The sequence below is a fragment of the Vibrio sp. YYF0003 genome, assembly GCF_036350715.1.
Classification (GTDB): domain Bacteria; phylum Pseudomonadota; class Gammaproteobacteria; order Enterobacterales; family Vibrionaceae; genus Vibrio; species Vibrio natriegens.
Window position 1 is genome coordinate 1,128,280 of the sequence record NZ_JAZDWA010000001.1, and the last position, 21,843, is coordinate 1,150,122.

At 44.9% G+C, this 21,843-nt stretch carries 18 protein-coding genes and 1 pseudogene; 10 read left to right on the top strand and 9 right to left on the bottom strand.

Translation table 11 applies throughout. From position 1 onward, the window contains the following. Positions 1-392, top strand: a pseudogene (locus V1U08_RS04955) (hypothetical protein); the annotation flags it as partial. 7 nt (positions 393-399) lie between these two features. Then, on the top strand, positions 400-2,043 hold the full coding sequence (locus tag V1U08_RS04960; protein WP_330470084.1) for a BatD family protein: 1,644 nt from the start codon (positions 400-402) through the stop codon (positions 2,041-2,043). A gap of 74 nt (positions 2,044-2,117) precedes the next feature. Here the strand turns inward: V1U08_RS04960 and pstB are convergent, their stop codons facing one another. From pstB to V1U08_RS04980, 4 genes are all read right to left on the bottom strand, one after another. Next, positions 2,118-2,867, bottom strand: coding sequence for a phosphate ABC transporter ATP-binding protein PstB (gene pstB, locus V1U08_RS04965; protein WP_014234909.1), 750 nt, complete (start codon positions 2,865-2,867; stop codon positions 2,118-2,120). Between the two features lie 60 nt (positions 2,868-2,927). After that, positions 2,928-3,791 carry a phosphate ABC transporter permease PstA gene (pstA, locus tag V1U08_RS04970; RefSeq protein WP_014234910.1) on the bottom strand — a complete coding sequence of 288 codons (864 nt, stop codon included), beginning with the start codon at positions 3,789-3,791 and terminating at the stop codon, positions 2,928-2,930. 22 nt (positions 3,792-3,813) lie between these two features. After that, positions 3,814-4,746 (bottom strand): phosphate ABC transporter permease subunit PstC, encoded by a 933-nt coding sequence (gene pstC, locus V1U08_RS04975; protein ID WP_014234911.1) that lies wholly within the window; start codon positions 4,744-4,746, stop codon positions 3,814-3,816. 100 nt (positions 4,747-4,846) lie between these two features. Continuing rightward, positions 4,847-5,668, bottom strand: coding sequence for a phosphate ABC transporter substrate-binding protein (locus V1U08_RS04980; RefSeq protein ID WP_014234912.1), 822 nt, complete (start codon positions 5,666-5,668; stop codon positions 4,847-4,849). 348 nt (positions 5,669-6,016) lie between these two features. Between V1U08_RS04980 and V1U08_RS04985 the strand changes: the two genes are divergently transcribed. Further along, positions 6,017-7,660, top strand: coding sequence for a methyl-accepting chemotaxis protein (locus V1U08_RS04985; protein WP_330470085.1), 1,644 nt, complete (start codon positions 6,017-6,019; stop codon positions 7,658-7,660). Between the two features lie 88 nt (positions 7,661-7,748). On the opposite strand, the gene V1U08_RS04990 is transcribed toward V1U08_RS04985, so the two are convergent. After that, complete coding sequence (locus V1U08_RS04990) at positions 7,749-9,092, bottom strand: DEAD/DEAH box helicase (protein WP_014234914.1); 1,344 nt, start codon at positions 9,090-9,092, stop codon at positions 7,749-7,751. Positions 9,093-9,636: 544 nt separating this feature from the next. On the opposite strand from V1U08_RS04990, the gene V1U08_RS04995 reads away from it, so the two are divergent. Then, on the top strand, positions 9,637-9,882 hold the full coding sequence (locus tag V1U08_RS04995) for an Lpp/OprI family alanine-zipper lipoprotein (RefSeq protein WP_014234915.1): 246 nt from the start codon (positions 9,637-9,639) through the stop codon (positions 9,880-9,882). Positions 9,883-9,903: 21 nt separating this feature from the next. On the opposite strand, the gene V1U08_RS05000 is transcribed toward V1U08_RS04995, so the two are convergent. The 4 genes from V1U08_RS05000 to V1U08_RS05015 are packed head-to-tail and all read right to left on the bottom strand — an operon-like array spanning position 9,904 to position 14,017. Then, the gene (locus V1U08_RS05000; RefSeq protein WP_024372651.1) at positions 9,904-10,830 is read right to left on the bottom strand and encodes a L,D-transpeptidase family protein; all 927 of its coding nucleotides are present in this window, start codon (positions 10,828-10,830) and stop codon (positions 9,904-9,906) included. A 6-nt stretch (positions 10,831-10,836) separates the two neighbouring features. Further along, positions 10,837-12,252 carry a deoxyribodipyrimidine photo-lyase gene (gene phrB / locus V1U08_RS05005; protein WP_330470086.1) on the bottom strand — a complete coding sequence of 472 codons (1,416 nt, stop codon included), beginning with the start codon at positions 12,250-12,252 and terminating at the stop codon, positions 10,837-10,839. A 9-nt stretch (positions 12,253-12,261) separates the two neighbouring features. Beyond that, complete coding sequence (locus V1U08_RS05010) at positions 12,262-13,077, bottom strand: MerR family transcriptional regulator (RefSeq protein WP_239946711.1); 816 nt, start codon at positions 13,075-13,077, stop codon at positions 12,262-12,264. Then, a complete protein-coding gene (locus V1U08_RS05015) occupies positions 13,067-14,017 on the bottom strand; it encodes a YbgA family protein (protein ID WP_020333419.1) in 951 nt (316 codons plus the stop codon). Before V1U08_RS05015 ends, V1U08_RS05010 begins: the two co-directional genes overlap by 11 nt. A 398-nt stretch (positions 14,018-14,415) precedes the next feature. On the opposite strand from V1U08_RS05015, the gene deoD reads away from it, so the two are divergent. From deoD to V1U08_RS05045, 6 genes are all read left to right on the top strand, one after another. Next, the gene (gene deoD, locus V1U08_RS05020; RefSeq protein WP_014234920.1) at positions 14,416-15,126 is read left to right on the top strand and encodes a purine-nucleoside phosphorylase; all 711 of its coding nucleotides are present in this window, start codon (positions 14,416-14,418) and stop codon (positions 15,124-15,126) included. 61 nt (positions 15,127-15,187) lie between these two features. Then, positions 15,188-16,657 carry a lactate dehydrogenase gene (locus V1U08_RS05025; protein WP_330470087.1) on the top strand — a complete coding sequence of 490 codons (1,470 nt, stop codon included), beginning with the start codon at positions 15,188-15,190 and terminating at the stop codon, positions 16,655-16,657. A 147-nt stretch (positions 16,658-16,804) separates the two neighbouring features. Then, complete coding sequence (locus tag V1U08_RS05030) at positions 16,805-18,289, top strand: hypothetical protein (RefSeq protein ID WP_330470088.1); 1,485 nt, start codon at positions 16,805-16,807, stop codon at positions 18,287-18,289. After that, positions 18,273-19,856, top strand: coding sequence for a GGDEF domain-containing protein (locus V1U08_RS05035; RefSeq protein WP_330470089.1), 1,584 nt, complete (start codon positions 18,273-18,275; stop codon positions 19,854-19,856). The genes V1U08_RS05030 and V1U08_RS05035 overlap by 17 nt, the downstream gene beginning before the upstream one ends. A 404-nt stretch (positions 19,857-20,260) precedes the next feature. After that, a complete protein-coding gene (locus tag V1U08_RS05040) occupies positions 20,261-20,638 on the top strand; it encodes a DUF3302 domain-containing protein (protein ID WP_014234924.1) in 378 nt (125 codons plus the stop codon). After that, positions 20,638-21,771, top strand: coding sequence for an HlyD family secretion protein (locus V1U08_RS05045; RefSeq protein ID WP_020333422.1), 1,134 nt, complete (start codon positions 20,638-20,640; stop codon positions 21,769-21,771). The genes V1U08_RS05040 and V1U08_RS05045 overlap by 1 nt, the downstream gene beginning before the upstream one ends. Positions 21,772-21,843 lie beyond the last annotated feature (72 nt).

A 21,843-nucleotide genomic window follows, 5' to 3' on the forward strand; every position in this document is an offset into this window, starting at 1 on the left:
AACAGCAGCAACAGCAGCAACAGCAGCAACAGCAGCAACAGCAGCAACAGCAGCAACAGCAGCAACAGCAGCAACAGCAGCAACAGTCTCAAAATGATCAGGATCAGGAGCAAGGACAACAGTCACAAAATCGTCAAGACACTGAAAATAAAAAGGAAAACCAACAAAAAGAGTCAAAAAGCAACCATCAAAAAGACGACAATACGTCTGAGCAAGACGGTCAGCCGATGAAGGTTCAGGCTCAACCAGACCAATCACAACAGGATGATCCTGAATTCCGCCGCCTGGAGGCAGTAGAAAGCGCGCGCGATCCAAGCTTTCTGATTCGTGCACAAATGCAGCTGCAAGCGCAGCAAAAACAACGTCCGCAACAATCGCAAAAGGAGTGGTAAGCCTGTGATGAAAAAAGGCGTAATGCTGGTTTTTATTTTTTTGACCAGCCTGTTATCGAGTATTTCGGCAATGGCTCAAAGTCTCGAAGCGAGTGTCAACAAAACTCAAGCCGTGAAAAACGAAGTCATCAATCTGAGAATCATGGCTGACACGGAGTTGAGTTCCGACGCGATCGATTTCAGTGTATTAGATAAAGACTTTTTCTTAGGGCAACCTCGCTACGGTCGCTCCAGCAATAATATTAATGGTCGTAAATATTTACGTACCGAGTGGAGCATCTCTATCGCTCCGATGAAAGAAGGAGTGTTAACCATTCCTAGCTTTACCGTGGACGGAATGAGTACCGAGCCAATTAAATTGCGAGTAACCGCGAGTCAAACGGAACCTGATCTCGACGATCTATTCAGCTTCTCAATGAGCGTCGACAACCATACTTTATACCCGCAGCAATCGGCGAACTTACGTATGCGGCTCATTATCAAAGCGGATACTCGTCACTTGGACAACCCTAAGATCATTCCTCCCAGCACTGACGGGATGAAACTCGAACCCGTTGGAGAAATGCAACAAGGTCAGCAAGTCATGGATGGGCTTGAAGTGACGGTTGTAGAGCAATCTTTTCGTTTGACCGCGGATACTGCCGGCACTTACACGTTAAATGGTCCACAGCTGACAGGTTCGTACATTTACGGTGATAGCCTGACGGGTTCGACCAAGGTCATGCCAATCAAAACCAACATTGAACAAATGCCGATTACGGTCAAAGCCATTCCTGCGGAGTTTCAGGGGAAATGGTTGCCAGCCTCAGCATTAGAGATGACGCAAAGTTGGCAAGACGACGAGGGTAACAAGTTATCGCCAAATGAACTGAATAAAGTAAAGCAAGGCTCTTCCATCACTCGCACTATTCAAATCAAGGCGCGTGGAACCCAAGCAGAGTTCTTACCTCGAATTGATATGGATTACCCAACTTCACTGCGTGTGTATCCAGAACAACCGCAGTTTGCAACGACGCGAGATGGCACTCTGGTCATGACGGTGAAACAAGTGATCATACCAACGGAAGTAGGCACTTATTCCCTACCCGGTTATACACTAAACTGGTGGAACAGCATTCAGGACGAAGCCAAAAAGGCGACGATAGAAGCCATTGAACTGGATGTAGAGCAAAGTGATATGGGCTTGATTACCCTGCCAGAAACAACTCTGCCACAAACGCCAGCAACGACAGCGACTCCTCCTGCTCAAGGTGGCGTCAGTGAACTATGGCGAGTGCTCACTTTTGTCTTCGCAGGACTGTGGGTAATAACATCTATCATCACGGTTGTGGTGTGGAAAAAGCGTCCTCACGAAAGTAAAAATCAAGAGATAAATTCGCAAGCTCCTCTGAACGTGGACGGGCTCAAGGCTGTTATCAAGCAAGGCGATGCCGCCAAAATTGAAAGAGCCGTTAACGAATATTTAGATGCAAACCGTGAATCGTTGAATTCAGAAGTAGTGGAAGCAGTGAAGCACGATCTAGAAGTGATGAATCAAGCCCGCTTCAGTGCCGAGCAGCAACCTTGGAATTCAGATTCTTTACTCACCAATATTAATAAGCTGTCAAAGGCGAAAAAAATTCAATCTAGCCCTCAGCTTGAAAAGCTATAAAAAAAGCCCCTCATATAGAGGGGCAAAGTTACCATCGCTTATAGTTATGTATTTATGCCAATAAATATTGTTGATTAACCGAAGTCACCGTTTACGTAACCTTGAGTTCGGTCATCTTGTGGGCTACTGAAGATCACTTGCGTATCGTTGTGCTCAACCAGTTCTCCCATCAGGAAGAACGCAGTGCGGTCAGAAATACGACGCGCCTGTTGCATTGAGTGAGTCACGATAACGATGGTGTAGTTCTTCTTCAGCTCTTCCATCAATTCTTCGATTTTGTGCGTTGCAATTGGGTCAAGTGCTGAAGTTGGCTCGTCCATAAGGATCACATCAGGTTCCATCGCGATTGTGCGTGCAATACACAAACGCTGCTGCTGACCACCAGAAAGACCAAAAGCGTGCGACTTAAGACGATCTTTCACTTCATCCCAAAGTGCTGCGCCACGCAGTGAACGCTCAACCACTTCATCAATGTACTTTTTGTCTTTAACACCTTGAGCACGTAAGCCATAAGCCACGTTCTCGTAAATGCTCATTGGGAATGGATTTGGCTTCTGGAATACCATACCGACTTTAATACGAAGATCCGCGACATCAATATTGCCGTAGATGTCTTCACCATCCATCGCCAGCTTACCAGTAATGGTTACGCCTTCAATCAGGTCGTTCATACGGTTCAAACAACGCAGAAGTGTTGACTTACCACAACCTGACGGGCCGATTAGTGCCGTTACCTGACGAACTGGAATAGGCAGGTTGATTGATTTCAGTGCTTGGTTTTCACCGTAAAATAGGTCTAGGTTTTCAATATCAAACTTGTTCATGTTCTTAATCTCTTAAATCTTAAATTCGTGTCTTTTAACGTGCGTTCTTAATTTGTTTTGTTAGTAAGTTGCAGTGTTAAAACGTCTTGCAATCAGTTTAGTCACCATGTTGATCAAAAGAACAACCACAATAAGCACCGTTGCCGTACCGTAAGCCTGATTCCATTCCTCAACGGTAAACAGTTCGGTAGTCAGTTTGTAAAGGTGAACGGTTAGCGTACGACCTGAATCGAGTAGAGAATCAGGAATACGAGCCACCATACCTGCTGTCAGGAATACTGGAGCAGACTCACCAATGACACGACCAATACTAAGAATGACCGAGGTTAAGATACCTGGCATTGCGCTCGGAAGAATCAAACGCCAGATAGTGTAAATTTTAGAAGCGCCAAGGCCGTACGAGCCTTCACGATACGTTTGTGGCACTGCCATTAGTGCTTCTTCCGTAGTACGGATGATAACCGGCAGAATCAGAATACTTAGTGTCAGAGCACCCGATAGAATCGAGAAACCAAGACCAAGAATTGCCACGAAGAAAGTCATACCGAACAGACCGAAGATAATCGACGGGATACCTGCCAGGGATTCAGTACAGAATCGAATCACTTTCACTAAACGGCTACCGACTTTTGCGTATTCAGTCAGATAGATTGCCGTCATGATACCGAGTGGCGCTGCCACAGCGATAGATGCGATAACCATATAGATGGTTGACACGATCATCGGGAAGATACCGTGTTCATCACCTGTACGAGTGTAGTTATCAGTAATGAACTTCCAATCTACGTGTTGCAGACCGTTTGATAGGATGTACCAGATAATCCAGAACAAAAAACCTACCGTTAATCCTGCCGAGATCCAAACGAAAGCGTTAAAGACGTTATCTTTGAACTGGCGAGCTTGTTTTAGTTTTGCGCGATCCATAATTGTCACCTTTAACGAGCGATTACTTCGCTTTTTCTCGGTTTAGGTAAAGAAGTACAGCGTTCAACGACATGATGAAGACCAGCAGTACCACACCAGTAGCGTAAAGTGCGTTCGCGTGAACACCACTTGCGTAAGACATCTCAATAGCAATGTTCGCGGTTAGCGTACGTGCAGAGTCCAGAATGCCTTCTGGCATTGCCGGTGCGTTACCCATCACCATGATGATTGCCATCGTCTCACCCAAAGCACGACCGATACCAAGAATCACACCGGTCATAATCCCTGAACGAGCCGCAGGAACGAGCAATTTGAAAATCGTGTAGATTTTAGATGCGCCTAGAGCCAGTGAGCCCTCTTTGTAAGCACGAGGTACAGCACGGATAGACGTTTCAGATACGGTAATTACCGTTGGTAGAATCATCACACCAAGAACGATGATACCCGCAAGAATCGTGTTACCTGCTGGTACGTTAAAGATGTTTTGGATCAAAGGTACGATGATAACCAAACCAAAGAAACCATATACCACCGAAGGGATACCCGCCAACAGCTCTACAGCCGGACGAATGACGTCAGCTAAACGCTTAGGTGCGATTTCAGCGATAAAGATTGCAGTCAAAACACCAACCGGAACACCAACCATTACTGCGCCAGCTGTCGAAACAACGGAAGCAACAATCATGGTTGCAACACCGTAAAGTGCAGGTGGTAGCCAGTTTTGACCTAAAACAATGCCCGAGACCCCAACTTCTTGAAATGCAGGAATACTCTCTCGAACAATAAAGTAAGCAATTACTGCCAATGATACGATGCCGATAACGGCACTGGTGAGGAACAAGCCGTGGAAGATACGCTCTTTCCAGTCTACACGACGTTTCTCGCGCAGGCCTGGCTTGCTGATAGCTTTAGCGTCAGTATTCATAAGCTTTTCACTATTTGTTGCGATGGTCATTTAAAAATCTCACGGTTCTGGTTGTTAGCCAATGAACGCTATGGATGAAAAGGCTCAGCCCTAAACAGTGGGCTGAGCAAACTTAAGTGTCACGATAAGATTAGTGAACTGAGATGTAACCGTTTTGGTCAACTAGCTTTTGAGCATCTTCAGTTAGCATCCAATCTAGGAATTTTTGCGTTTCAGCAGATGGTTTGCCTTCTTTGTAAAGCACAAGGAAAGGACGAGCTACTTTGTAAGAACCGTTTTTAACGTTAGCAACTGTTGCATCTACACTGTCGATTGCTAGTGCGTGAACTGTGTTGTCTACAGTACCTAGTGAGATGTAGCCGATTGCGTATGGGTTAGAAGCAACCATAGTTTTCAGTGCGCCGTTACCGTTAGCAACTTGAGCACGTTGAGAAATAGCAGAAACTTTCTTACCAGAAACTTTCATTTTTAGAGACATGATGTCTTCGAATGCACCACGAGTACCAGAAGCTGTATCACGAGTGATTGCAACGATTGGCTTGTCTTCGCCACCAACTTCTTTCCAGTTTGATACTTCGCCTTTGTAGATTGCAGTTACTTGCTCAGCAGTTAGACCTGCTAGCTTGTTTTGTGGGTTAACAACAACCGCGATACCGTCACGAGCAACAACTTCTTCGATAAGAGTTGGTTCTTTTTCTGAGTCTTTTAGGTTACGAGAAGACATACCTAGGTCAGCCGAACCATTTTTTGCTGCTTTAACACCAGCAGAAGAACCAGGGCCCTGAACTTCGATAAATACTTCAGGGTTCGTCTTCATGTATGTTTCAGAGAAAACTTCCATCAGTGGAGTTACGCTGCTAGAACCCACTGCAGAGATAGTTTCTTTAGCAGAAACAGGAGTCACTGCCATTGCGCCTAGAAGTGCGATTGCACCGATTACTGTCTTTTTCATCACAATTTCCTTAAAGTGGCTTTATTGCCGTTGTGTTTCACTTGAACGGTGCTCACTTTAGAACTCAAATGTGACAGTTGTGTTTCACTTAATTGAAGCCTCTATGACAGATTATCCATTTCGTAGGGGAAATGAACGATTAATCTGGCGCTTACATGCACCTCTGATTCATCTTTACCAATTACCTACATTTTAATTACCAATTGAATAATTATTTCTAACTTAAACTTTTCTTATAGCATTAAGGCATAGATAAAAACCACTAACCTATTGATTTCAAAAAGATAGCAATTAGAATCCAAATCTAATAATAAAAAACATAATAATTCATTCAGATTGAGGGTAATTATGCGTCAATTTCTAAGCACGCTATCTATTAAGTTACAGGTATTTTTACCTGTTTTATTTACTGTTGTTTTACTTGTTATAGGACTCACTGTCGGGATAAGTAAGCTAGATCAAGCATTTAATAAGGTTTCGACGTCCACACACTCTCTTGTCGTTCATAAAGATGACCTGAGTGCCATTGTCGATAACACCTATGCAATGCGCATTAAAGCCATTTACAGCCTGTTTCGTGCAGAAGATGTTCAATCCCTTAATCAAGAGTTGTCGCAGCGACAGGCTGAAAGCCGTGAATTCTTAGATTCCATTAATGATCTGCCGGGAGTGCAGTCAGAAGTGAACGCCATGCGCGAAGCCATGAACCATTATGTGGATTTCACACGCCTCACTATGACGCCATTACTTACCCAAAAGCACGCGAGCCAATACATCACTGCCGAGTTCAACCAGAATTTCGAAGCAGCCATGGTAAATTATCGCATCGCGGGTGAAGAGATGATCAACGCCATCGACAACCTTTCAGAAAAGCTCAATCAGACCGTAATCAGCGACGTCCAAGCCAACGGAAAGGTGCATTCTGACACCTTAACTCAAAGTGCCATTTCCATCGCATTGATACTGTTAGTCGCATCTCTGATTAGCTGGATCTTAGCCAACTATATTGTGACACCAATTCGCAACTTGCAAAACACGATGCGCGAAGTAGCAAAAGGCAACCTGCTCGTCAACGCTGAGGAAATTGGCAACAACGAAGTATCCCAGCTTGCTCAAGATGTGAATCAGACTATCGAACAGCTGCGTAACACGGTCAGATCACTAGTGCGTATCAGCGAAGATGTCGCTTCCGCATCTACCGAGCTAGCCACGGTCATGACACAAAGCAGTGTCAATTCCGATCATGAAAAGCAGGAAGTCGAACAAGTGGCCTCAGCGATTAACCAATTGGAATCGGCTGCGACTGAAGTATCCAACAATGCCCAGTCGGCTGACACCGCGTCAACAGAAGCTCGACAGCTTGCCACAGAAAGCTTAAACATGTTCGAAGAGAGCACGCGTGCAAGCGCAAAAATGGCTGAACAACTCAACGCTGCAGCAGTAGTTGTCACTTCGTTAAAAGAACAGTCAGAGCAAATTGGACGCGTTATAGAGGTAATAGAAGGCATTTCTGAGCAAACGAATTTACTGGCACTAAATGCCGCAATAGAAGCCGCTCGTGCAGGGGCAAGTGGACGTGGTTTTGCAGTCGTGGCGGATGAAGTGCGAATGCTCGCGGCCAGAACTCAAGAATCCACCAAAGAAATCCAGGTCATCATTGAGGAACTTCAGCAACAATCCGGGACAGCAAACGAAAGCATGCACTCTAGCCTGGCTATGTTAAAAGACAACCAAGCTATCGCTGAAGAAGTCAGCCTTTCATTAAATAACATCAGTCAGTCTATCTCTGAACTGAACACCATTAACACGCACGTAGCGACAGCCTCAGAAGAACAGAAACAGGTCACAACAGACATCAACAATAACCTGTCAAACATCTATCAGCTCGTCAGCGAGAACGTCACAGGCATTACTCAGTCAGCGGCAGCGGCGCAAGAGCTGTCTGGCTTAGCAGAAAAGCAGCAGCAGGAACTGAAGCAATTCCAGATTTAGTAGCTGGTTTTTCTGACTTAGAAATATCAAAAAGCTCCGCGATTTGCGGAGCTTTTTCTTGCTTAAAACAGCATTAAGAATCTAGAAATTAATCTTCTGCTTTAGGTTCTGCTGGCTTCTTTTTAGGGATGAAAACATCATCACCAACAGACACAGTTTTGTAGAAAGTCTTGTCGCGCTTAACTGGCTTCTTCGCAACTTTCTTAGCTTGAGGACGTGCTTTTTTCGTCGCGCCTTTCTTATTACGCATATCAGGCTTGCGTGGCTTCAGCCCTTTGAACTTGCCTTTTAAGTCTTCGAAAACGGAGAACGACAAATCTTGCTGCAGGTATGCTTCAACACGTTTAAAGCTATCCCAGTCTTTTGGACCAACAAGCGAAATCGCATCGCCTTTATTACCTGCACGGCCAGTACGGCCAACACGGTGAACGTATTCTTCCGTGTGCTTAGGCATATCAAAGTTAATAACGTGCGTCACTGTCGCGATGTCCAAACCACGAGAGGCTACGTCAGTGGTGACAAGAATCTTAAACACCGCGCGCTCAAACTGGCTCATAATAGTATTACGTTGCGTCTGGTTTAAGTTACCACTCAGTGCTACTGCCTTGAGTTTTTTCTCGTTCAGCTTCGCTGTAAGACGCTCAGTATCATCTCGTGTTGCGGTAAAGATGATGACCTGACGGTATTCGGCTTCTGCAAGGACGCGTTCAAGAATCGCTTCTTTATGATCTAGGTGATCACACAAGTAGAATTTCTGCGTGATATCTTTGTGCTCTTCGTTAGAAACACCGATAGAAATACGTTTTGGTGCATTCAGCATCTCAGAGGCAATGCTGTTAACTTCCGCGTGATCGAGCGTAGCCGAGAACATCAAAGTCTGACGACGGCGGTGTTTAGCGGCATTATGAATACGACGAAGCTCTGGTGCGAAGCCCAGATCCAACATACGGTCCGCTTCATCCAGAATCAGGGTTTCTAAACCTTCAAGGTATAAAGAACGGTGCTCTAAGTGGTCAGCTAAGCGCCCTGGTGTTGCCACGATGAATTTAGGGTAACGACGCAGAGCTTTCACCTGATCGTTAAAGTTTTCGCCACCCAGAATTAAGGCTGCTTCGTAAGACAAGCCAGCAAGCATCGAGCGAAGCTCACCATATACTTGTTTAGCCAATTCACGCGTTGGCGCCAGAATGACAGCTCGAGGGTCTTTCGCAGAAAATGATTTTGTCTTAAGTGACTTGTGAAGCATCGGCAATACAAACGCCAAAGTCTTGCCCGAACCCGTTTTCGAAGATGCCAATAGATCCTTGCCTGCAATCGCAACAGGAATTGCTTGCTGTTGGATCTCAGTCGCTTTTTTGAAATCGTAGTGTTTTAGGTTCTTCAACAATCGGTTGTCTAGGCCTAGATCTTTAAATTGCAAAGTATTCTCCAATAAATCAGTCAATATGAGCGCTCTGTAATGTCATTCCGCTCTAACGTAGCAATAAATAAAAGCTCGCTATAATACCGCAAATCATAGGAGTATAGATAGAGATCACACAAACTAATTATTGAAGAAAAAATAGAGTTACTTTTGAGACTCATTCAAGTTCGGGCGGCACAGCTTCAATCTATGCCCTAAACTTATGTTCATCAATATACGGCTGTCATGGCGAATACGCGGATTATTAAGGCTTATCCATGCATATTGCGTTTATTTGCGGAGAGAAGCTTTCATTTGCGTCAATATCGTCTAAATTATTGATATCAGGAACGTGGCAAAAATACCTGCCATGAAGACTGTTGTTGGAGTCAATGAAGGGTTGAATACTGCCTTTTGTTAGGCTCAGGTAAAAGTTAACGTCAGGTACTCCATGAAATTCTTGGATTTTTTTGACTTTTGCTACATCATGTACTGATACAATGTATCCACATTTAACCTCGCCTCTAACAAAAACTATGGAGCGAGACTTTCACTATAAGCAAGGAGTTCTTATATGAACAAAACGTTGATCGCAGCTGCAGCAACTTCAGTACTTCTACTAGCAGGTTGTGCTTCTTCTGATGACGCAACTACAGCTAAACTAGACGAACTAAGCAATCAAGTTAGCATGCTAAGCCAAGACGTACAAACTCTTCAATCTGACGTTCAAATGTCTAAAGACGCAGCAATGTCTGCTCAAGAAGAAGCTGCACGTGCTAATGAGCGTATCGACAACATCGCTCAATCTTACACTAAGTAAGTTATAGTGTTATGCCGCGCCTCACGGCGCGGTTATTTCTACTGGTACTCCATTCTGCGCGGCAATCACTGCTTTTGCCTTAACATCCTTCATACCAAATTCACTTAACCACCAGCCTAACTCTTTCGGTAATTCCAATTCATCTTTCTTACCGTTGCTGCGAGTTAATGGTTCGTGAGCTTCAATAAAGACACTTCTGTCTGGTTCTAACGCCACTTTAACCGGTTGGTTAATAACCGTGACTTTTTCGCCTCGACGTACTTGTTCAAATAGCCATTCAATGTCGCTTGGCTCCATACGGATACAACCTGCGCTGACACGCATACCAATACCAAAATCTTTGTTGGTACCATGAATAAGGTACTCGCCGTTCCCGTAAGCTAAACGCAATGCAAACATACCCAACGGGTTATCAGGGCCAGAAGGGACAACTGCGGGTAAGTTAATGCCTTTTGCTTTGTATTCAGCACGAATAGAAGCCGGTGGTGTCCACGTCGGATTAGGACGCTTCTGACTGACACTGGTTGACATCACTGGAGTATCACGCCCTATACGTCCAATCCCAACCGGAAACACGTGCACGACGTTCTCGTTAGCTGGGAAATAGTACAGGCGTAACTCGGCCAGATTGATAACGATGCCTTGGTGAGCAACGTCCGGAAGAATGAGTTGGGTAGGAACCGTCAGAACATGCCCTTCTTGAGGAAGAAAAGGGTCTACGCCTTTATTCGCGGCCATTAAACCCAGCATACCGACGTCATATAACTTAGCAATATTGGCCATGGTTTCCCCGTTTTGCACGACGTGGTTTTCAATACGACCAATAAGACGACTGCTGTCTGAAGGTAACTCGTACATCTTAGCGAATGACAATCCACTCACTAATGACAATGAGACTGATAACAGGGTTCGTTTCGCGATACTCATCGACCGCTTCTTGCTAAGCATTTCACTCTATTCCTTGGCACTTTTAAAGAGCCGTAAGGTTATCTCTCTTTCTGCTTTATGATCAACCATCGGAGTGTGATAATCCAGTAAAGAAAAGCCTTCCCAAGTCCATGGTTTATGGAGGAACTTGTTCGGTACGCTCTTTATTTCTGGCACCCAATGGCGCACAAAGCATCCATCAGCATCGAACTTTTCTCCCTGACTAACAGGATTAAAAATTCGGAAATAAGGCTGACCATCACAACCGGTCGACGCAGACCATTGCCACCCTCCATTATTGGCTGCAAAATCACCATCGACAAGCTGACTCATGAAGTACTTTTCACCCCAGCGCCAATCAATGTGAAGATCTTTGGTCAGGAAACTCGCGACTATCATGCGTAAGCGATTGTGCATCCAGCCAGTTTGGTTCAACTGACGCATTGCGGCGTCTACAATTGGGTAACCTGTAGTGCCGGTCTTCCAGCGCTCAAACGCCTTCTCGTCGTAAGACCACTGAATCTTGTCTTCCCAATCAATAAACCCTTTGCCTTTGACAAGCTTTGGTTCAAACACCAACAAGTGTTGGTAGAACTCACGCCAAATAATTTCACTTAACCATGTTGCTTTGCCTTCTGTTAAATCCGATTGATCATTCTCAGTAAACAATCTGGCAATACATTGTCTCGGAGATAAAGCGCCAATGGCCAAATAAGGAGAGAGTTGACTGGTGCCATCAGTGGCCGGGAAGTCACGCTGTTCGCGGTATTCATCACTTCGCTCTCGAGCAAACGTTCTTAACTGATTCAGTATGTCACTCGTTGAAGCCAACCAATGCTCGCTAGATTCACGTGGGTAACTGAACGTAAAATCATCATCAAAACACTCACCCTCTATCTCTTTCAATACTTGCGGTGAAAGCGGTGATTGGGGATAGGGTTTTGCAACTCTTGGTAATTGAAACTTCTGCAACCAGGCTCGTTTAAAGGGACTAAACACCTTAAAGTAGTCGCCCTGCTTGTTCAAAACCGTCGTTGGTGCATGAACGCACTTATCATGGAACAACTCAAAGCGCACACCTGATTGGTTTAATGCATCAGAGACTTCTCGATCAAGCTCCTGCTCGTTCACTTCATAATGGATATTTGCCATGACGCTCGTGGCATTTAGGGCTTTCACCCAACGGCCGATGACGGCGCTGCAACCGGAGAAATTGTCGACTTCTGCATACAAAAACGGAATGTTAAGCTCTGCTAGCTCTTGATTCAGGTGCTCTAAGCGACGAGCAATCAAATCCGCCTGCATCGGAGCCATATCGTGCGATTGCCACTGCTGAGGCGTCGCAATAAAACAGGCGACGACAGGCTGCCCAGAGTCCAGGGCCGCTTGCAAAGCCGTGTGGTCTAACGTTCTTAAATCACGTCGAAACCATACCAGAATCATGATGTCTCCTTAGCTATTCTCTGCCTGTTCAAAATGAAGCTTCTCTATGACTTCTGAACATTGAATCTGGTTGGGGAATTGCATTCGCATCGCTTTTAACACCTCAACCTGTTTGGCTGGTAGTGCTTTATTAGAAAACAGAAATATACGTTGATAACGATCGACAACCTGATGTTCTGCCAAGCCTGAAATGTCATTAACGTTAGCAATTAAGGTTGTGTGATAACCTTGCTCACAACGTATTGCGGCTTGAATCCAGCTCTCTGCTTCTCGGGTTTGTTCAAAGCAAACCAGCAAACACTTCCCTTTTGAAGATGCCTTGTTTTCAGAGTCAACGATAAGGGCCAACCGTTTGATCAGGCATGTCTGGAACAACCCCATCTGTATTGAGCGCAGCGATCCTTTCACGAGATCTAACGCTTCAAATACCGGCTCAATAAACTGCTCAACGACTAAATTGAGCGGATATTCCTTCATTACCGATGAAAGTACACTCTCCGTCTTGGCATGATTCAGATCAGATAAAGCAGAAAGCAGAGTTTCCACTTCTTCCAAAGTCGCAGGTTCAGCGCTCATATCTAACTCATCGGCTTTGCCCAGCAGGCCTTTCACCTTGCCAATTGCGATGCCTTTCGCCAGCCAACTTTGTATCTCTTTAATCGTGTCAATATCCTGCTGGCGATACAAACGATGTCCTTTATCTGTCCGCTGCGGCTGAATCAAATTGTATCGCCTTTGCCAAGCTCGCAAAGTGACGGGCTTTACTCCGGTTATCTCTGCAACATCTCTAATTGCGTACAGTTTTCCTTCTGAACTACAAACCATAACGTAATCTCATCTCCTGCGGGTGCGGCTCTAAAAATTTCTGTTTCTGTAAATACTCGTCTGGGTAAGTATTTAGATAGTGTTTAATCAGTGTTAGCGGTGCGAGCAAAGGCAATAGGCCCGTGCGATAATCGTGAATAACCGTCGCTAGCTCTTCTTTTTCGTCTTTAGTTAAGGCACGTTTAAAGTAACCCTGAAGGTGCATCAATACATTGGTGTTATTTTTTCGACTGGCACGATTTGAAAGTGCTTTCATTAGCCCCAAACGATACTCTGCATAAAAATCTTCAATCTCGTAGTTGGCAACTTCTGCCACTAAACGGCCCAACGCTCGGTATGATTCTGGATGGTGGGCCATCAGCGTTAATTTATAACGAGAGTGGAAATCAATAATTTTGCCACGGGTCGGCTCACCAGCCATGGATTGATAAAAGTCATTCAGGCAGTAAACGCGAGTGATGAAATTCTCTTTAAGCACAGGATCATTTAAGCGGCCATCTTCTTCAACTGGCAACCATGGCATCTTTTGCATCAGCGTTTGCGTGTACAGCCCCACGCCTTCCTTAGAAGCATTATTCTTGCTGTAAACTTTAACCCGCTCCATACCGCAAGTAGGCGACTTGGCACACACAATGTAGCCACATAGCTGCTGCTCCTGTAACTCATCTACTTTATTAGCCGAGTACGCCAGCATGTTGTCCGTGTGGTCATTCTCAGGATTTTTTGTTTCAACCAACGCGACTCGTTCTGCATCAGAAATCAGACGAATAGTAGGTCGGGGTACAGGCATGCCAACGCCAACCTCTGGACAAACAGAAACGAAATCGAAGTAATTGCTGAGCTCTTTGGTCACAAAGTTACTGACCTTATGGCCAGAATCAAAACGAACACGCTCACCAAGTACACAAGAACTGATACCAACTTTGATTGAAGATTCCATAATAACGCCATCCCTATACAAAAGGTTTTGTTGTATAACTTATAGCAAGTTAGTTTTAATTGTACAAGAAAATAAATTGTACAATTTAATCGTTTTACTTAGCTAATTTGAATTTCGATCACCGAGAATCAAAAAAGAATTTCCGCTCATACCAGCAATTCTGTGTGCGCCGTCAACAAACCTGCGTCAAGCAAATCGATTGCCTTTTTGCTTTCAACAGATTTAGTTATAATGATTGGTACTAGCTTCCATAAGGGCGCTTTTTGTGACCAACCTCTCAAGGGTAAGGTGTACTCCCCGATATTATTGCCTCAACGAAAACGAACGAATTCAACAGAATTGGTAACAGGCATCTATACTAGGGTCTGTTTTATCAAACAAAACTTTGGAGAGCACTTATGGCAACCCCACACATCAACGCACAACCAGGTGATTTCGCTGAAACAGTTCTAATGCCTGGCGATCCTTTGCGAGCTAAATACATTGCAGAAACGTTCCTGGAAGATGTGAAGCAAGTTTGTGATGTTCGAAACATGTTCGGCTTCACTGGCACTTACAAAGGCAAAAAAGTATCAGTTATGGGCCACGGTATGGGTATCCCATCATGCTGCATCTACGTACACGAGTTGATCGCTGAGTACGGCGTGAAAAACGTTATCCGTGTTGGTAGCTGTGGTGCTGTCCGTGACGATGTAAACCTGATGGACGTTGTTATCGGTATGGGTGCTTCTACAGACTCAAAAGTTAACCGTATCCGTTTCAACAACCACGACTTCGCGGCAATTGCTGACTACGGTCTGCTAGAAGAAGCGGTAAAACAAGCTCGCCAGCAAGAAGTTCCAGTTAAAGTGGGTAACGTGTTCTCTGCTGACCTGTTCTACACACCAGAAGCAGACATCTTCGAGAAGATGGAAAAACTGGGTATCCTAGGTGTAGATATGGAAGCGGCAGGTATCTACGGCGTAGCTGCTGATTTAGGTGCTAAAGCACTGACTATCCTAACGGTTTCTGACCACATCATCCGTGGCGAAAAACTAAGCTCTGAAGAGCGTCAAAAGTCATTCAACGACATGATGAAAGTTGCACTAGAAACCGCAATCAACATCTAAGTCATTTGTTATTTGCAGCCAGTGCCTGACTGGCTGCCCGAATTACCCAGAGGGGGCGATCGTGTCTAACGGCGAACTGCCAAAAGATGCAGATGGGTTACAACTCAACTTTTGTAAAACATTGGCGTGTGACAACTTTGGATTGAGTGATGCAAAACGTTACGTTCTGCAACATGCTAACCCCAAGCGTCCGGCGATGGTATGCCGTGAATGTGGAGCTTTCCCCCCCTTACTTAACAATCGCGATGTCGTGAACGAACTTCATCGTCTGCGGCACGTTCATAGTGACGGCCTACCTGCTTGTCGCAATAATGACTGCGATAACTTCGGGCTCTCTGTCCATACTCATAAACACCTCTACCACGCGTTCGGTTACAGTGGCGATCGCCAGCGTTACCGTTGTAAAGCGTGTCAAAGTACGTTCGTCGACAAGTGGTCTGGTGCGAACAAGAAGCTACAGTTCCAAGAGAACCTGATGGCGCTGCTATTCACAGGGTACTCTGTCCGCGAGATCTGCCGCAAACTCAGTATCAACCCGAAAACGTTTTATGATCATGTAGATCATATTGCGAGTCGCTGTCGCCGTAAATTAGCGACGATTGATGCACGCTGGGTAAACCATGCAAATCGCTACGAGTTAGCGTCAAATTACATCGCTTTACAGCCGAAGAGTAACAACGGCGTATACTGGATCGTCTCCGGTGAAGCGCATTCCGGTTATATTCTCTGCCAACACGTTAACTACGCTTCTGATGAAGAGCCTACGGGTAGCGTTGATCATAACCCGTACGATCAGGTATCTCGTTTTGTCTCACAAGAGTACACGGCAGAAGCCAGCGAGCCACCAGCTGCGCCCTCAAGCAAACTTCGTGAACGCATCGACCAGAAATACCAGACCATTTTGGCTCGCGGTAATGTGGAAGATCCGCTTGGGAATCTGGCCGTATTTCATTACCCATCAAAAGGCGCGATTATTCGACCACCTTATACTTCGTACGCGCATTATTTACATGTCCTCGATATGTGCAGCCCAAGCAAACGCGTGTCTATCTACATGCCTCAGGATCCGCTGCTTCGCTCTGCGGCATTGAGCGTCTGTTTGTCTCGTATTAAAGAAAAAAATATTGATTTAATGTACGTCGACGAAGATCCGGCATGGGACATGCGATTACCATTCGGTAAAATTGATATTGCTTATATGAGTTGGTGGCGAGACCGTTGGGCTATCTCAAACCAAGGAGATAGCAGCAAGGGCATTTGTTACCTCGCAGGTGATCATAATGAGCCTGAAAAATGGTTCAATGTTGCAACAACACGACAAGTGCAATTCTACCAAAATCGATTCCAGCTACTTTTTGAAAGCTTCATCAACGAGCCGCGTCGCAAATTAAGACCTGGAGGTCTATTACCTCTTTTAGACATCTTCAGAGCTTGGCATAATTTGTGCTATCAAGATAAAGAAGGTCTCACAGCGGCGCAAAGACTCGAAGTTACTGACGCTCCTTTGACGATTAAACAGCTCCTATCCTAACCATCTAAATCATTAGGAGTGCTTACGATATCAATGAGATCTCCTGATGATTTATGAAGTAGTACTTGATCTGCTCTCGTAATGAAATGCGCACCTAGCGATAAAGTTAAGGTGTAAATTCCTGCTCGATGGTCATGGATGTAAACGTTGGATAGAAGCAAAACTCAGCTAGCATGTGAGCTAGCACTGCTTAAAGAGCAAGTTAGTTCTCAACCCAAATCCACTCTGCGTAAAGCTGAGCAGTTTCGTGTTACCGCAGAACAAATGCTGTTTAGCGAAGGCGAAATCCAAGCCTTACTTATCATGTCACACTGTTGCTGGTGTGCTATGGATTATCGTCAAGGGCTTAAGCTTATAAAGACCGCTTACGATAAGCAGAGCCGGCTTGAAAACGACGACCACCTTCCAGAGATTCTTCACACCTTTGCGCTTCAGTACTGGGGGCAAGCCAAATATTTCTCAGCTCAGAAATACTGGATTAATGCACTCGAACAGTCCGTCCTGAACAATAATATCGAAGTCCAACTTGAATCTCTGATTGGGCTCGGTAACGTTTGGCGTATCACCAATCAACACAAACTTGCCACATCAACGCATGAGCTAGCCGTAAAAGTGGCGAACAATGTCCGTATCTCCAGCCTGGAAGGAAAAGCCCGTATCTTACTAGCATGGGATTACTACCTGCAGAAGGATTACGTCAAGATGTTAACTGTGCTTGATGGTGCAGCCGAAGTGCTAAAAGATCATCAAGACTCGACTTGGCATGCAGAAATATGGGACTTCAAAGGGCTGGCTTTACTTGGATTAGAGAGATTAGACGCCGCAGAAGTTGCAACGAAAAAAGCGCATCAGATAGCTATGGAGCATGATCTAACCTGGATGAAAGCCCATTCGTCCATTAGCAGAGCTCGTCTGGAACTTCTGCATAACAATACCGAAAATGCGACGAGATTGTTAATTGCCGCCGAAGAGTCCGCACGGCATTTTGATAAGGGTGAGTTACTTAGTCAGATTTGCTACCAGCAGTCACGCGTTGCAGAAGAACAAGGTCAGTTTGAAGCCGCATTCCACGCTTTCCAAAAATACCGGAAACACTCGCTTCAAACGATAAAAGATCAAAGGCATCAACTCAGTCAGGATAAAGCGCACAGCTCCAAGCGCAAACTTGAACAGCGCGCTCGTAAACTGATCAATCATATTCGTTCTCAACATGAATACGATCCTGAAAAGAATCTTTCTAACGTTGTCTCTGAAACCTACTGGTGGGAGCAACTCGTTCTGTTCAAAAGTGAACTTACACAATCGAATCACGCGATTATCATGATTCATCACGCCAATCCGGCTTTTTTGGATGCCTGTACTGAACTCGTTCACTCTTTAACCGCACCAACCGATTTAGTATCCCGGCTTTCTACTGACAGGCTCGCCATGTTAATAGCGGACAAAGGTCAGGCCGCCGAATCGCTATATAAAACGGTCCAGTCCATGATGAACATTTACCCATGGGAGAGACGAGGTCTGAAAGGACCAACGCCCACCCTATATTTACAAGATATTCTGACTTTCCCGTTCACATTAGAGCAATTGGAAGAAAGCCACATAGAGGTAATGAAAAATGGAACAATTGCTTAATAAAGTGACTCAGGCTGGCATTGACCCATCATCGGTGACTGGTGAAGATGCGATAGCACTGTGGAAACATATTCGAGAGCACATCGCCGAAACCCCTCTCGAAAAAGCACATTGTTATACTATCAGTGCAGAGTATCGCCAAGAGATAAGACAGCTAAGCGACAGTATTGACGAGCTCAGACAAGCCTTGGAACATCTCACCCTACCTGCGAATGCCGAGGATATTTTGTCGGTAAAGTCGAGTTTATGTGAACATCTGGTTGATGTCGGTGATTATGATTCAGCGATGATCGAGTATATTAAATCAACAAATATCGCGGTTGATTACGGTTTTATAGACGAGTATGTATTAGCGATAGTCGGTATGGGTAACTTGTGTGATGCCTATGGTGATCACGAACGTGCGCTGCGTTTTTATAAAAAAATCGAGGCAATAGACCATGCGATCAGCAGCCGTTCCTTGCGTTTACGCTACAAGCTATACATGCTCGCGTGTTACATCAGTCTAAAACACACAGATGATGCTATGGAGCTACTCACTGAATGTGAAGAGCTCAGTATTCTGGTCAGCGATAAAAACCTCGCTGGTCAAATTCACCTTTACCGAGCCAAACTGCATCAATTGAACCATGACTATTCAAACGCTTTACTTGCACTTTCTAGTGTCCAGTATACTTCGGGCAGCTCCACAACGTTTTGGTTGTCTGCGATGGTCAAAATGGAGACGGCATACTGTCTGAATGGGAGTGGCAATACCGCTTTAGCCAACTTAATTATGGATTCCGTTGCTAAGCGAATTAAGAAACACTCTTCCGCGATGCTTGCCCGCACATTTTATAATATGATGAGTAACATTAGTGCTTCTCAAGGTCAGTTTGAGCTCGCACTTGATTGCGAAAAACGTGCATTTAATATTGAGTCTGAACTTGTTAGGCAAATACCTATCAGTGAGCTAGGTTCTGCTCAGTTACATCGTCTGGATCGCTTTGAATTACAGCTCAAACTTATCTTGTCAGAGATCGAAAACAAAGAGCTCAAAGAGACGACAAAACAACACAAGAATACCGTTGCTCAATTGCAGCAGGACGTTTTTACCGACCCATTAACGTCGTTACACAATCGCCGCTGGTTAGAAGTGAAACTGAAAGACTTGCTGCTTCGCGATACGGCTTTTGCTCTTATGGTGATTGATATTGACCACTTCAAATCCATCAATGATGAACTGAGCCATTTAGTCGGTGACAAAGCAATCCAGAGCGTTTCAACACATTTATCCAACTACTTTAACTTTTCAGGCGCTTCATGCATCCGCTTTGGTGGTGAAGAGTTTCTCGTCATACTTGAAAACGACAAACTAGAACATGCCGAGATCCACGCAGACCATTACCGGGAGCAAATTTATCACTACAACTGGAGTGATATTTTAGGTGAGCGCGGCCTCACGGTTTCTATCGGTATTACTGTTCACCGAGAGGGTGAAAATACACAGCGTACTTTTTACCGTGCCGATAAAGCGCTTTACCGCGCGAAAGCCAATGGCCGCAACCAAGTTTGTACCGAGTTATAAATGATCCCAAGCTTTTGAGCGACAGAACGGTTAACGTTTAAGTAGTCGCCAGCATAGCAGCAGTAATTTTCTCTGCTGCTTCTCCTAAGTACTGCAATTCGTTTCCATTCCTTCCCATATAGGTCTATTACTTAACTATTCAGGGGCCAAGTTGTTTTAAACAGCCGGCGTATCAAAAGGCTGTAATTCTTCCAGACAATTGATGATTGCAATTCCTATGTAATGGGACAAAAACTTTAAACTACTTTGTCTCTCAATGTGCACTATTTGAGACAGAACAAAGCATGTTGGAAGTAGCGGAGCATAACCGTCAAAAATACTTGATTCATTTATAATTGTATCAAATACTTAAGCAACTCATTTACGTAACTTTTTTCATATAGCAACAAGCACGGGTAAATAAGATGTTTCTAGACTATTTTGCACTTGGGATACTCATTTTCGTTGCTTTGGTTATTTTCTACGGAATCATCGTCATTCACGATATTCCCTATGAAATTGCTAAAGAACGTGAACACCCACATCAAGATGCGATTCATTACGCTGGCTGGGTAAGTTTGTTCACACTCCACGCTTTGTGGCCTTTCCTGTGGATTTGGGCAACATTATGGCGCAAAGAGCGAGGCTGGGGCTTTAAACAACTGGAACAAGAAACACACGATATTCATCATCGTCTTGAAGAGCTCATTGACGAAGTAAACGAGCTAAAAAATGAAGTATCAGTATTAAAGAAACAAACTCAGCAAAATCCTACCGCTGACCTAAGTAAAGAGGAAAAATAATGGATTTATTGTTGATCCTGACTTATACAGCCTTTTGTATCGCGATTTTCAAAATTTTTAAGATCCCTCTTAACAAATGGTCGGTTCCAACCGCTGTCCTTGGTGGCGTTGTACTGATAGGCACGCTCGTGCTTCTTATGAACTACAACCATCCCTTTACTCAAATTGGCAATCAGATCTACCCGACCACACCTATCGTTTCTGGTGTTCGTGGCCGTGTCATCGAAGTGCCGGTGCAACCTAACGAACCATTAAAGACGGGCGATATACTATTTAGAATCGATCCAACACCTTTTGAGGCCGAAGTTGCGCGTCTTGAAGCAAAAGTAAAAGAAGCAAGCCAAGGGGCTTTAGGTTTAGAATCTGGGGTGCAAGAGGCACAGGCAGGCATTATCAAGGCGCAAGCAGAACGAGATAAAGCGAAGCGAGAGTTCGACCGCTACCAACGAGGGTTTGATCGAGGCGCATTTACCGAACAAGACCTAGATACTCGTCGTCAGGCTTATAAAGCGGCAGAAGCTACCCTTGAAGTCGCATTGCAACAAAGAGAACAAGCCCAAATTGCGCTAGATTCAGAAGTAGGCGGAGAGAATACCCAAGTTGCTCAATTGCTTGCCGAATTACGCAAAGCTGAGTTCAATTTAGATCAAACGGTGGTTCGTGCTCCGACCGACGGCTACGTTACCCAACTTGCTTTACGTCCTGGCGTGATGGCGGTACCTCTACCACTGGCTCCGGCAATGACCTTTGTTCATACAGAAGCCACCCAGTTCTACACAGCGGCCTTCAGACAAAACTCACTACAACGACTAGAGCCCGGCTTTGAAGCTGAATTCATGTTCCGTGCGATCCCAGGCCGAGTATTCCGTGGTGAAGTGGTTGAAGTTATCCCAGCAATCGGTGAAAGCCAATTCCAGGCACGTGGGTCTCTGTTAGGCACAGACGCACTTCGTACGAGTGGACGAGTGTTTGTCAAACTCAAAATTACCGATGACTTGAGTGAGTTCCATCTTCCGATGGGTACAGCTGTTGAAGTCGCGGTTTATTCAGACAGCTTCCACCATGTTTCTATCATGCGTAAAGTACTTATCCGCATGAAGAGCTGGCAAAACTATCTGTACTTAGACCATTAATACATGGACTTTGCTACATACTCACAAAGGGGCGGATATCCGCTCCTTTTTTATTTCTGCACCCTTCGTATA